General features: G+C 43.6%; 12 protein-coding genes and 1 pseudogene. 8 read left to right on the plus strand and 5 right to left on the minus strand.

Annotated features, from left to right (window positions below):
* The first annotated feature begins 64 nt into the window (after positions 1 to 64).
* Both AB6F11_RS14640 and AB6F11_RS14645 read left to right on the plus strand, forming a co-directional pair.
* Positions 65 to 673: a TetR/AcrR family transcriptional regulator gene (locus AB6F11_RS14640; RefSeq protein WP_017066785.1), complete on the plus strand. Its 609-nt coding sequence runs from the start codon at positions 65 to 67 to the stop codon at positions 671 to 673.
* A gap of 123 nt (positions 674 to 796) precedes the next feature.
* Positions 797 to 1,291 (plus strand): peptidylprolyl isomerase, encoded by a 495-nt coding sequence (locus tag AB6F11_RS14645; RefSeq protein WP_017060208.1) that lies wholly within the window; start codon positions 797 to 799, stop codon positions 1,289 to 1,291.
* 130 nt (positions 1,292 to 1,421) lie between these two features.
* Here AB6F11_RS14645 and AB6F11_RS14650 read toward each other — a convergent pair.
* Positions 1,422 to 1,538 (minus strand): annotated as a pseudogene (locus tag AB6F11_RS14650) (cytochrome c); the annotation flags it as partial.
* On the opposite strand from AB6F11_RS14650, the gene AB6F11_RS14655 reads away from it, so the two are divergent.
* Entirely contained in the window at positions 1,506 to 1,661 is a 156-nt protein-coding gene (locus AB6F11_RS14655; protein WP_017070441.1) for a hypothetical protein, read from the plus strand. The pseudogene AB6F11_RS14650 and the gene AB6F11_RS14655 overlap by 33 nt on opposite strands.
* 100 nt (positions 1,662 to 1,761) lie before the next feature.
* On the opposite strand, the gene AB6F11_RS14660 is transcribed toward AB6F11_RS14655, so the two are convergent.
* The 4 genes from AB6F11_RS14660 to AB6F11_RS14675 form a co-directional block, all read right to left on the minus strand.
* Positions 1,762 to 2,628 carry a DMT family transporter gene (locus AB6F11_RS14660; RefSeq protein ID WP_102394218.1) on the minus strand — a complete coding sequence of 289 codons (867 nt, stop codon included), beginning with the start codon at positions 2,626 to 2,628 and terminating at the stop codon, positions 1,762 to 1,764.
* Positions 2,629 to 2,738: 110 nt separating this feature from the next.
* On the minus strand, positions 2,739 to 3,836 hold the full coding sequence (locus AB6F11_RS14665) for an alkene reductase (RefSeq protein ID WP_017065285.1): 1,098 nt from the start codon (positions 3,834 to 3,836) through the stop codon (positions 2,739 to 2,741).
* Between the two features lie 14 nt (positions 3,837 to 3,850).
* Positions 3,851 to 4,228 carry a lactoylglutathione lyase gene (gloA, locus tag AB6F11_RS14670; RefSeq protein WP_017066787.1) on the minus strand — a complete coding sequence of 126 codons (378 nt, stop codon included), beginning with the start codon at positions 4,226 to 4,228 and terminating at the stop codon, positions 3,851 to 3,853.
* A gap of 203 nt (positions 4,229 to 4,431) precedes the next feature.
* Positions 4,432 to 5,367 (minus strand): LysR family transcriptional regulator, encoded by a 936-nt coding sequence (locus AB6F11_RS14675; RefSeq protein ID WP_102394217.1) that lies wholly within the window; start codon positions 5,365 to 5,367, stop codon positions 4,432 to 4,434.
* A gap of 773 nt (positions 5,368 to 6,140) precedes the next feature.
* On the opposite strand from AB6F11_RS14675, the gene AB6F11_RS14680 reads away from it, so the two are divergent.
* From AB6F11_RS14680 to AB6F11_RS14700, 5 genes are all read left to right on the plus strand, one after another.
* Positions 6,141 to 6,752: a hypothetical protein gene (locus AB6F11_RS14680; protein ID WP_017065282.1), complete on the plus strand. Its 612-nt coding sequence runs from the start codon at positions 6,141 to 6,143 to the stop codon at positions 6,750 to 6,752.
* Positions 6,752 to 7,741 carry an efflux RND transporter periplasmic adaptor subunit gene (locus tag AB6F11_RS14685; protein ID WP_102394216.1) on the plus strand — a complete coding sequence of 330 codons (990 nt, stop codon included), beginning with the start codon at positions 6,752 to 6,754 and terminating at the stop codon, positions 7,739 to 7,741. Before AB6F11_RS14680 ends, AB6F11_RS14685 begins: the two co-directional genes overlap by 1 nt.
* A 310-nt stretch (positions 7,742 to 8,051) precedes the next feature.
* Positions 8,052 to 10,028, plus strand: a complete 1,977-nt coding sequence (locus AB6F11_RS14690; RefSeq protein WP_102394215.1) for an alkyl sulfatase dimerization domain-containing protein — start codon at positions 8,052 to 8,054, stop codon at positions 10,026 to 10,028.
* A gap of 155 nt (positions 10,029 to 10,183) precedes the next feature.
* On the plus strand, positions 10,184 to 10,672 hold the full coding sequence (locus tag AB6F11_RS14695; protein WP_102394214.1) for a hypothetical protein: 489 nt from the start codon (positions 10,184 to 10,186) through the stop codon (positions 10,670 to 10,672).
* Between the two features lie 363 nt (positions 10,673 to 11,035).
* Positions 11,036 to 12,109, plus strand: a complete 1,074-nt coding sequence (locus AB6F11_RS14700; RefSeq protein ID WP_102394213.1) for a YafY family protein — start codon at positions 11,036 to 11,038, stop codon at positions 12,107 to 12,109.
* Positions 12,110 to 12,208 lie beyond the last annotated feature (99 nt).

Consider the following 12,208-nt stretch of genomic DNA (forward strand, 5'->3'; position numbering starts at 1 on the left):
GTAAACTTACTGGTGTAAAATTAGCGTATGTAATGCTAACCGCGACATATTGAGTAGTATCCCGATGACTGTAAAAAAAACGCTGAGCCAAAGAAAACGTGAATCGATCGTTGCCGCTGCTATCGCAGAGTTTACTGAGCATGGCTACAAGGCCACCAGCATGGATAAAATATCGAGTCGCGCAGAAGTATCAAAGCGCACCGTATACAATCACTTTGCCAGCAAAGAACTGCTTTTAGATGAGATTCTAGACAGCATTTGGAGCAAAACTCTGGCCGCAACGCATTTCCCATATCAAGCAGAACTGCCACTTGAAGAACAGCTTTCCTCGATAGCCAATCAAGAGCTTGAGTTACTTGAGTCTGAAGGCTTCATCGACCTGTCACGCGTTTTGTTCTCAGAGTATTTCCATAACGCAGAACTGGCGCATCAAGCGATGGAAAAATATTCCCAAGCAGAAAGTGGACTTACAACCTGGATTAAAGCCGCGTTGGCAGACGGTCGTTTAGTAGAACTAGACCCACAATTCGCCTCCACGCAGTTCATTGGTCTGCTTAAGTCTTTTGCGTTTTGGCCGCAAATCATTGGTCATGTGCCGTCACCGGATGCTGCACACAAGCAAGTGCTCATTACTTCAAGTGTCGAGATGTTCCTTAAACAATATCAGGCGTGATTTTGGTGGTTGACGAGAATTCAACCACAATAAAACCATCACTGGTATCCGCTGTTATTTTCCCTATACTGCAACCCACTTTCGTCATTACGACTCAGTAAAACTTCAACTTTAGGTAGCCCTATGATTACTTTCACCACCAACTTTGGCGATATCGAGATTGAACTGAACCTTGAAAAAGCGCCAGTAACGTCGAAAAACTTCCTTAAATACTGCCAAGACGGTTTCTACGAAGGCACGACATTTCACCGTGTTATTGAAGGTTTCATGATTCAAGGTGGTGGTCACACTATCGACATGACAGAAAAACCAACTCGCGCCCCAATCGTCAACGAAGCAAACCGTGGTTTGAAGAATGTGATTGGTTCTGTGGCAATGGCTCGGACTGATGCACCACATTCTGCAACGGCGCAGTTCTTCATCAACCTTGATGACAACGATTTCCTAGATCACACCTCAACAACCAATGCTGGCTGGGGTTACGCGGTATTCGGTAAGGTTTCAGCAGGTATGGATGTGGTAAACAAAATTGCGAAAGCACCAACAACCATTCGCTGGGGACACGAAGATGTGCCTTGCGAAGATATTGTGATTACAAAAGTCACTATTCGCGACTAATTCATTCACGTCCTTTCCCGCCCCTAGTGCATTCGAATTGATGGCATAAAGAAAAGAAGGCTGTGCGATAGGACTATGGTGGTAAGGGTTCGACTTTACCACCTGTATTCAAAGCTCGTTGTTAGAATAGTTACCAGCGAGAACGATAAGTACGGTGACACCCTTTGCACGTCTTATTCGCAGAATTTAACCCTTGCTCTGCACTCGACAAGTCTTGTTCAACACTCGCCTGATAAAGCTCAGAAAAGCACTTGAAGAACAACTCGTTCCTATCCCCGTTCGTTTAAACAAAGAGTTGATGAACGAGTTAGATGCTGAAGAGCAACAACAAATGCTCAAGCTACTTCAGAAAGTAGTCGCGGCAATCTGATCTTACCGCGTTCACTGCTTACCAAGCTTAGTGCTTAGAAATTATTGCTTTCTAAGCGTGCATTAAAAAACAACCCACACTCGGCCTTGCGCCGAGTGTTTTATTTTCGTCTCGACCATTTGATATAGCAAAATAGTGAAGCAATGATCACCGCCCCACCGAGCAGCTTCTGCATCTCTACACTTTCGCCAAGCACACTCACACTTAACAGCAGCGTCCACACAGGCTCAAGAATCATGATCAATGCCGCCACTTCCATGTTCACGGAGTGCTGACCGACCGTTTGTAGCAAGTAACGAATAGACGTTGCGATCACCGCAGAGACAATAAACCAGAAGACTAAGGTTTTGGTGATTTCGAACTCCGGCTGAGCTGTCATAGAAGCAAAGGCTAAACCACTCACACCCACCACAAACAGTTGCACACAGATTGATGCGATAGGCTTGATATTGGTAATCACACGCTTGTTCATCACAAAGTGAACAGACAACAACATCGATGCTAGTAAGAAATAAATCTGACTCTGCTCAACATGCCAGCCGTTACCCAAAGTCAGCAACAGCATGCCGATAATCGCGATAGGGAAAGACATCCAAAACGCACGATTAGGTTTAACTCGAAACAAAATCCAAGACACAAAGGGGGCAATGATCATGGCTAAGCTCATGATGAATGCCCCTTCAGACAAGGTCTCGGTCACCGACACTGCATACACCCAGACTTGCAGTGAGGCAGACAGCAACAAACCCACGCCGCAAAGAGACAAGATCTGTTTAAACGAAAGCTTACGAATATGATGAATACAAAACGGCAGAAGAATAAGACTCGCCACTAAAAAACGCACACCAATGAACACTGGTCCCGGCATTTCCAATACCACCAGCTTAGATGCAATCCATCCAACCCCAGCTAGCAGGGTGGCAAATAGAAGGTAAAGCTCTCCGCGCATCGCTTTCACGTTCATCATTTTACTTAGTCCAATAACAAAAAAAGCAACCCGACTCTGCAAGGTTGCTTTTTATAAACATTCAACAGGATCGAGATACTATCTCAATACTCTGCTTCAGGCAGCTGTTTTTAGCCTGCGTATTCTGGGTAATCCGTTAAACCTTTTTCAGCACCACCGAACAATGTGTTTGGATCGTGCGCTGCAAGTGGGTAACCATTTTGAATACGAGCTGGTAAATCTGGGTTCGCAACGAATGGACGACCAAAACCAACCATGTCAGTTACGCCTTCAGCAACGGCTTTTTCGCCACGCTCGCTATCGTATTTACCCGCATAAATAAGGACACCCTCGTAGGCTTCACGAACTGCTGCTTTAAATGCTTTTGGCGTTTCAGGTGCATCGTCCCAATCAACTTCTGCAATGTGTAGGTAAACAATTTTGTATAGGTTAAGTAGTGCTGCCGCCGCTGTGTAAGTCTCTACTGGTGTAGCGTCAACCGTACCATTCAACGATGTGAACGGAGCAAGGCGTACACCAACACGGTCAGCACCAATCGCTTCAACCATAGCTTCAACCACTTCGCCTAGGAAACGTAAACGGTTTTCAATTGAACCACCGTATTCGTCAGTGCGGTTGTTTGCTTCAGAATCGATGAATTGGTTGATTAAGTAACCATTCGCTGCGTGAAGTTCGATACCATCAAAGCCTGCTTCAACCGCATTCAAAGCCGCTTGGCGATACTGTTCAACCACCTCTTTGATGTCTTGTTTCGTCATTTCACGAGGTTCAACCACATCAACAAAGCCCGGTTCATCAGTACCGTTATCGATGAATACCTTTACGTTTTGTGCTTTAAGTGCAGAAGACGAGATTGGCTGTTCACCACCAATGTTGTCTGGGTGTGTTACACGGCCTACATGCCAAAGTTGAGCGAAGATAACGCCCTCTTTTTCATGTACGGCATCAGTCACTTTTTTCCAACCAGCGATCTGCTCATCAGAATAGATACCCGGAGTCCAAGCATAGCCTTGACCCATAGGTGAAATTTGTGTGCCTTCAGCAATAATCAAACCTGCAGAAGCACGCTGAGCGTAGTAAGCCGCCATCATATCGTTTGCTGAATTACCAGGTTGCGTTGCGCGAGAACGCGTCATCGGTGGCATAACAATACGGTTTTTAAGCTCGATATTACCAAGTTGAATTGGTTGAAATAGTGCGTTTGTCATTGTTATATCCTCGATTAACCTAGTTGAATCAGTTCGATTTGGTAGCCGTCTGGGTCAGTAATAAAAGCGATATGAGTTGAGCCGCCTTTCACTGGACCCGCTTCGCGAGTGACGTTGCCACCTAGCGATTTGATTTTGTCACATGCTGCGTAAATATCTTCTACACCCAATGCCAGATGACCAAACGCGCTGCCCATCTCGTACTCATTCGTATCCCAGTTGTACGTTAGCTCGATAGTCGTGCCGCCTTGCTCATAGCCAACAAAAACCAATGTGTAGCGGTACTCTTTGTTTTCGTGGCGTTCAAGTTCCTTCATTCCCAATACCTTGGTGTAGAACTCGATAGACTTGTCTAAATCAGTAACTCGGATCATTGTGTGTAGGAATTTCATATTTCGCCCTTTTTAGCCCAGCAACCTGAGCCGATATAATCGTGAGTGGAGGTTACCCACTTCTTTGTTAGGGTTAATATACGAGCTGACAGCAAATAAATGAAATTATCATAAATTCTCATTGTGATAATTTTTTATTATAACTCACTTAATACAAGTGATTTGTTAAGAAGATATTTGGCAAACAAAAGATAGGGCGACGATCAGAAAGCGGAGCGCCAACTGTTTAGTGATTTAGACATGTCATTAGTCGTATTGATGATCTGCTCTCTCAACCACTTATGTGCCGGATCGGTGTTCTGTTTTTTCAACCAAATGAGGTAATGAGAGATAGGCTGATAATCGAAAGGCGGTTTGAACAACTGTAACCCAAGACGTTCCTGATACTGGATCGCCATAGAAAGCGGCACAACAGTGATGTAATCAGTCTGGCTACACAGCATTAGGTTACTGGCCATAGAGCTACCGTGAATTACAATTTTACGCGAGGATAAGTCTAACGAAGTGTAGTGAGTCAAACTTCTTACTTGGCGACGTGTTCTGGCTAAAACCGCATGTTGCTCACTGAGATATTGCGCCTCGGTGATCTCACCTTTGATCCTAGGGTGCCCATTTCGGCAAACAATCACAAACTCACTGTCGTAGAGCTTTTCGCTCATCATGCTTGAATGCTCAGGCAACACAATGTCGATCATCAAATCAAACTTCTGAGTTAATAGATCCTCATGGACTTGATCATCACTATCTGGTTGGTCATACACCTCAAGAGATAAGCCTTGGTTAGATAACTGAGAAAATCGATCGAGCAACATCCACTTTAAATGTTCGGGAACCGAAGCCACAAACCTGCGCTCTGTACTCGCTTCATCAAACCCAGCCATACCTTGAAACACGCCGTTGAGCTCGTGTATTGGCGCTTTGATTTGCTCATACAAGCTTTGCGAGTAAGCAGTAGGCACAACCCCTCGCCCACTGCGCACAAACAACTCTTGGCCAATTTCATTTTTCAGTCGGCCGAGCGCAGTGCTGATCGTCGATTGATTGGTATTCAAATGATCGGCAGCCTTACTCAAACTGCCCTGCTCCATCACCGCTGAAAACACAGCCAATAAGTTAAAATTCGGAATGTCATTACTCATGATTCAGTGCTCATTTGGCGATAGATTTAATTATCTTATCGTAAAAGCGATAGAATGAAACAACGGATGCTCATTGAGAAAACAAAACTGAGAAGGAAGCATCATATGGTAAAGAGCAAAAATGTCAGAACAACTCATTCTTTCGAATAGCTGCCACATTCGCCAGATTGGAATCTAAATCTCTTCGCTGTGCCAGTAACGCTTAATCCACCCAAACTCACCCTAGACTGGTCGGAGTATTCAATATTTCCGTCCTGCCTTATTGATACTTTTATAGCCACTTCTATGATCCAGGCTTATTAAATAGACATATTTTATAAGCCGAGTTTGAGCCTGTTCAAATAAACCCACCTCACGTTTAAGCAACCACTCAATTCATCGTAATTACGATAATTCAATATCGCAATAATGCGTAGATAGCACCAGTTACACTTCCTATTATTTCGCCAACAAATCAATTCTTAACCTAAACAGAAAACCTAAAAATGTGTAGATGATGGTGTTGCACACATCACGGAAGACGGCCTTAAAACCCAATGCAGCAAACGAACCTATCAATGGTAGACGTTACTTAAGAATGATTTCGCCAGGTGTTTTTAACACTCTATTCGCGAGAATGCGTTGTCTACGTGGTCAAAGCGATTTTTAATTGTCATCTAGTACTTTTGACTCAGTAGGTCTATACGGTTACGTGAGTTCAACACCTCTTTCAGATGTCTTCTAAAAGTCTTGTACCAAGGCTGCACTTTCTCTCTCCTTATTTAGGTTGAGATATGAACTTTATAAAAATCGTTTTCCAGAAAATCTGGGCCGTTGTGATGGTCTTGATTAAATTCTGCCTGTTTATGGCAGTGATGTTTGCGGGAGCATGGGCTCTTGCACCATTAGGCACAATCCATTCTAAAGACATCGACATGTCTCAATTCAACAATCATCCCAATGAAATGATGATGAACTTCTTCCAGATGGAGTCCTTCTCTGGTTACTTGTTCTCAGTGACCATTGCTGTGGTTTTAGCCGGTGTTTACGGCATGTGGCAGTTGCATGAACTGGGTGTGCATAAAGCAAAAGAGCACAAAAGCGCTCACGTTCAAATCGTGTTTGCACTGTCACTTTGCGGACTCTTCATCAGCAAAACATTCTGGGTTATCGCATTGGTTATCGCATTGGCGAACTGGAAACATATTGGTCAATCACTGAGTGATGTGATTCGCCGTGGTGTTCAGCCTAAACAAGACGCGACCAATACAGAGACAGCCGCAGTCCACGTATCACCTGAACAACCGGTAACAGAGCCGTCTTCAGTAGAGCAATCTTCAAAAGAACAGGCTTCAGAAGAAAAGACTCCAACAACACCATCCGCTACAGAAAAAGAGGTCGCATAATGAAAGAGATGATGATTCCATACATCCTAATTGTATGGTCACTGTTTGCGACAGGCGCACTTAAGAAGAACTTCAAGAACTACACATGGGCTGCCATTGGCGGCGTAACGATTCTTGCGGTATTAGCGGTTATCTCTCGCTTGTGGGCACCCGTTGATCTAACCAACTCAACCACAGTGAAAGCACCACACGCGGTAATGTCACCGATCTTTGGCCAGCAGATCGACCAAGTGCTTGTTGAACACAACCAAATGGTTAAAGAAGGCGACGTAATTTACACACTCGTCGACATTGACTCAGCCGCAGACAAAGCAAAGATCGAGTCTTCAATTGTTCAGAAAGAAGAAGAGATCAAGCAAATGAATCGCGACTTAGAGCGTGCTGAAACGTCACCTGAAATTTTCAATATGCGTGACGTAGAAAAGTACGACTCTGATCTTCGAGTGCTGCATGCTGAACTGGTGTCGTTAAAAGCCGATTTACAAAAAGTAAATTGGGCGCAAGAGAAAAAGACCATTAGAGCTGAGTTTGATGGTCAGGTATCGATAGTGAATATTGCTGAAGGTTCTGTCATGGGTAACATGCACCTCTACAACACCAGCAAAAAGTTTCTTGAGATGCGTATTTCAGACCAAACTTATGGCTATGTTCAAGTAGGAGACTTCGCTGAGTTCTTCGTTGATGCATACCCAGGTCACGTGTTCCGAGCAAAAGTACACAGCTTTAATGCCGGTACTGGTGAGTCGAGTATTTCTCCACTTCAGGGGCCACAAAGCGTCGGTCAACACGTGGTAAGAAACGGCAATGGTTTAGGTCGTACTATCGTACTTGAGATCATTGAACCAGAAGGTTACAACATCCCTATTGGTTCAACTGGCGCGGCTTGGATCTCAGCTGAGAAGCCAGATCCGTTCTGGGGCTTCATCGATGTAATCGGTGCAGCAACGGTTCGCCTACAATCTTACAAGTCATACTTAGGTGCTTGGTAAACGATTAGCTCTTGATAAGCAACTAAATATTCAATGATTTGGCTGTTATTCACTCGTATCACAGCCACTCATGAACTAGCGACTAATTGTAAAACAAATGCCCTGAATTTCAGGGCATTTTTGTATCTGTTGCAAGCTCATTTACTAATTGATTTAGATCAAAATTAATCGCCAATACAATCGTTTATCAAACAAATCATCGAAAAAACGATAGATTGAAATATTATTAGCGCGTAGATAGCGACCTCCCCCACCTCTATCATTTGGCTCAAGAAATCCAATTCCTGTATCCAAATATAAGGTCACTACCATGACTAATACATTCAAAAAAATGGCGCTTCCTGTTGCTATTGCGAGCACTCTACTTGCTTCTGGTTTTGCATCTGCAACGCCAACTGTAGAAGCGACATCGAAAGTCGGCCAAGAACTTCAGACGGCAAATGCTGCGCAATACCAAAACATTGATCTTGATGCTCGCTACAAGAGCGAGGTTCTATTCGAACACAAATCAAACATGTTCTGGGGAAAAGGCGAACGTATTCAAGTTGTTTCTAAAACAGGCGATTCTCTAGCTTACACTGCTGAGTCTGACCATGTTCACCCAATCCTCACCAAGCATGGTCGTAAAATGGACCAAGCAATCATCAAAGTAGATGACAACGTATATCTTGGTTACGGTTTCGGTCTAGATACACCCGTCATGATTGAAGGTACGGACGGCATCATCATTGTTGATCCAGGCGAGTCGGTAGAAATGGCTCAATCGGTTAAAGAACAGTTCCGTCAAATCACCGACAAGCCGGTTAAAGCAATCATTTATTCTCACAACCACATCGACCACATCTCTGGTGTGCGTGCGTGGGTGACTGGCGAAGAAGTGGCATCAGGTGAAGTAAAAATCATCGCTGAAGAAGGCCTAACCGCTGCAGTGGCTAACTGGTCTTCAAACCTAGGTACTCTATTTGGTCACCGTACTTCTTACACAGGTGCTAAGCACGTAGAAGAAGGCGAGCACGGCACAGTAAACGACGGCCTTGGTCCACGCTTCATGCAAGGTGCTATCTCGTTCATCGAACCAAACCTGCTTGTACCAAGCCAAAGCCACATCGAAATCGAAATTTCTGGCGTGAAAATGCACATCGAGAACGTGCCATCTGAAACTAAAGATGAGTTAGTGGTTTACTTCCCAGACCAGAAAATCCTGCACGCGGCTGAAGTACTTCAAGGTGAGAACTTCCCTAACCTTCACACCATCCGTGGTACTAAATTCCGTGACCCATCAATGTGGTTCAAGGGCATCGACGTAATGCGTAAGTTCGACACTGAGATCATGATTAACTCTCACGGTCGTCCTGTTGAAGGTAAAGAAGCAGTAGCTGACGTACTAACGGCTTACCGTGATGCGATTCAATACACTCATGATCAAACTATCCGTTACATGAACAAAGGTATGACGCCAGACGAGCTAGTTGAAGTAGTTAAACTTCCTAAGCACCTTGCAGAACACCCTTGGTTAGGTGAACACTACGGTACTGTTGCACACGCCGTGCGTCAGATTTACGTAGGTTACAACGGTTTCTTCGAAGCGGATCCATGGCAGCTAGAGCCAATGGCTTACGAGCAACGCGCTAAAGCATTCGTAGAGATCATGGGCGGTCGTGACAACATCCTTACGACTGCACAAGCAGCAATTAAGGCTGAGAACTACACATTTGCAGCAGAAATTCTTTCTTACCCAATCACGGTAAACAAGCAAGATATGGAAGCTCGTGAGATGAAAGCACAAGCTTACAAAGCATGGGCTGCAGACCAAGTGAACATCAACTGGCGTAACTGGGCGCTCAACGCGGCGGCTGAACTAGAGAACAAACGTGACTTCTCTAACATGATCAGCTTCGCTTCTGTTGACGTTCTTACTGCACTACCAAGCAAGCAGATCTTCGACATGATGACTTCAACGCTTATCGCAGAAAACTCGTTAGACGTGAACATGATGCTAACGTACAACTTCTCTGATACGAACGAAGCATTCACTATCGAAATTCGCAACGGTATTGCTCAGTTACACGAAGAAGCAGTGAAAGGCGCAGACGTTCAAATCGACACCACTCGTGCAGTATTGAACCAAATCTTGATTGCAGGTCCAAACGCTCAACAAGTGATTGGTACCAACCTACAGTCTGGTGCATTCACGTTCTCGAATGGCGACATCAAAGGCTTCGGTCAATTCATGAGCTACTTCGATAAGGCAATGACTCCAGAAGAGATCATGCTCATCGTTCGCTAATAATCAAAGGCTGCTAAGGATGGCGAGTCGATAACTTAGGGACCCATTGTGGTCCCTTTATCGTTTATTTATTGGTACAGTTCGCAACCTTAACTCAACGATCTAGGTCTATTGTTGGAGTAAGGAAACTGCCCTGCTTCTTTTAAGGTTCACACATGCTAAAACGTTTTGTTCTTTTGCTTTCACTCAGTTCTTCTCTGGTATTAGCTTGCGGATTACACCAAGAAACCGGATTTAGTTTAGTGACAGAGCCCGGTTCACTGGAGGTATTTGGCAATGTCATCACAGCAAGGCAAGATGACGAGTTCGGAAACCTAGATAAACCGGATCATTTCAAACTGTTTTCGATAAAGTCAGCACTCGCAAAGGCGCATCCGAGTAAGATTGAATTCAACTTATTTGAAGCGATTAAAGGTCACTACAGCCAAATCAGCATTGAAAAAGGCGTGAACGTTTCAGGAAGAGACACTTTGCCGACAGAGAACGATTTATTGCTTATTACAGAGCTCGACGTGTTCGATGCATTGGCCAACGGAACGATCTCTTGGGATCAAGCTACACTGAATGGATTAGTGGTAATCAATGGCCCCCAAGATAAACGCGAGCAATTAGAAGCTTGGTTCAATGATATTTTTGCTGAGTGATCGACTCATTCTAACCTTACTTGCTCAATGGTATTCCCCTCAATATTGAGCACAAACGATAACGAGCCGATAGCAAGAAAATAGTGTGCTAACTGATTAAAAACACTTCAAAATCACAAACCACTCCCCTCTCAATTATATAAAGCCACCATTATTGGAATTAACATCACTTAATGTAAGCTCCACCTTGCAATTTTGTTCAAAATTCAACCTAAAAACAAATAGTTACAAAACACCCTCTGTAATTGGTGAAAAAGAAATCAATTACAATAGTATCCACAAAAAAAATGTGACTTCCTGCGAATCTCCAAAATAAATTTGTGGTTAAATACGGCACATCATGAATCAAAGATAAGAGAAAGCATGTCTACAAAAGCATTTGGTGACTTCTATTGCTATTTACACTGCCTCACTTTACTTTCAACAAAGGAGCAGGGGCTCACACCTAAAGAGTATCTTGATGATGTTCGAAAAGAGCCTTTTTATTACCGTGGAGACACCTCACAAGAGGCTCAACAAAAGTGGGCAGAGCGCATATTAGACTCCGTATATAAATACCATGGAGTCCAAGGTTCTGGTCCGGTCGGGCATTCGGAGTTATTAGTACGTAACGGGACTGCATCGAAAGCTCGTTATAAAGTAAAAGAAGGCGTTGATTTTGATGTAAACCCTGGATTAAGTGATTCAATCTCAATGTTAGGTAGTATTGGCAATCAATTGCGAGAACGGCTTTTGCCGTCAGCAGGAGCGAAACTCAACGACGCCCTAAGGCTTATTTCAAGAGCAAAAACAACGCTAAATAGCGCACCATTCAAAATTCAAGTAAGTTGCTACGACTTTGTAGCGCCACAGGTTGAACAATCCGTGCTTTATGACATAGAAAGTGCACTTGAAAATAGACAAGTACTCTCATTTGATTACAACAATCATCGCTGTGAGGTTGATCCATACGCTTCGTTTGTCTATCAAAAAGTATTTTATCTTGTAGCTCGAGAGCGTTACAAAAGAAGCTCTAACGGTAGCTCCATGTCTGGAGAAATGCGTACCTATACGATGCACAAGATAAACAACATTGAAATACGCTCAAATCAAAGTTTTTCAATGGGTAACAAGTCTGAATTTTGCCTCCACGCTTATCTATCGACGACAAAGGGTAAATGGGTTAACGGCGGTGAAACGTTCGAAGTATTACTTAAAATGATGAGAGATTCTGAAGGTAACAGCAAGTTTGTAAATGAATTTAAACTGAGTGAATGCCAGGAAATAGAAGAAACATCGAAAAGCCACTACATTGTCAGAGCAAGGGCTAGAGATAGCTTAGATTTTAAACATTGGCTCATTCACAACGCAGATTGTGTGGAAATTTTAGAGCCATTAAAACTACGTCAAGATGTAATACGAGACCTTAAACAAGCGATGAATGTCTATTCACATTAGATAGCATAGTCATCATCATAGACAGGATCTTAAGAGCTAACTTGTTTATTTAGATAGAAAAAAGGCTTCATTTATGATCAGATAATCGTCGCCAAACAA

It is taken from the genome of Vibrio sp. 10N.247.311.14 (assembly GCF_041467715.1).
Taxonomy (GTDB): domain Bacteria; phylum Pseudomonadota; class Gammaproteobacteria; order Enterobacterales; family Vibrionaceae; genus Vibrio; species Vibrio crassostreae_C.

Bases quoted from the DNA above. Each gene is read 5' to 3' on its own strand.
- AB6F11_RS14640 (WP_017066785.1), top strand. From the start codon at position 65: ATGACTGTAAAAAAAACGCTGAGCCAAAGAAAACGTGAATCGATCGTT.
- AB6F11_RS14680 (WP_017065282.1), top strand. From the start codon at position 6,141: ATGAACTTTATAAAAATCGTTTTCCAGAAAATCTGGGCCGTTGTGATG.
- AB6F11_RS14690 (WP_102394215.1), top strand. From the start codon at position 8,052: ATGACTAATACATTCAAAAAAATGGCGCTTCCTGTTGCTATTGCGAGC.
- AB6F11_RS14660 (WP_102394218.1), bottom strand. From the start codon at position 2,628: ATGATGAACGTGAAAGCGATGCGCGGAGAGCTTTACCTTCTATTTGCC.
- AB6F11_RS14645 (WP_017060208.1), top strand. From the start codon at position 797: ATGATTACTTTCACCACCAACTTTGGCGATATCGAGATTGAACTGAAC.
- AB6F11_RS14695 (WP_102394214.1), top strand. From the start codon at position 10,184: ATGCTAAAACGTTTTGTTCTTTTGCTTTCACTCAGTTCTTCTCTGGTA.
- AB6F11_RS14700 (WP_102394213.1), top strand. From the start codon at position 11,036: ATGTCTACAAAAGCATTTGGTGACTTCTATTGCTATTTACACTGCCTC.
- AB6F11_RS14665 (WP_017065285.1), bottom strand. From the start codon at position 3,836: ATGACAAACGCACTATTTCAACCAATTCAACTTGGTAATATCGAGCTT.
- gloA (WP_017066787.1), bottom strand. From the start codon at position 4,228: ATGAAATTCCTACACACAATGATCCGAGTTACTGATTTAGACAAGTCT.
- AB6F11_RS14685 (WP_102394216.1), top strand. From the start codon at position 6,752: ATGAAAGAGATGATGATTCCATACATCCTAATTGTATGGTCACTGTTT.
- AB6F11_RS14675 (WP_102394217.1), bottom strand. From the start codon at position 5,367: ATGAGTAATGACATTCCGAATTTTAACTTATTGGCTGTGTTTTCAGCG.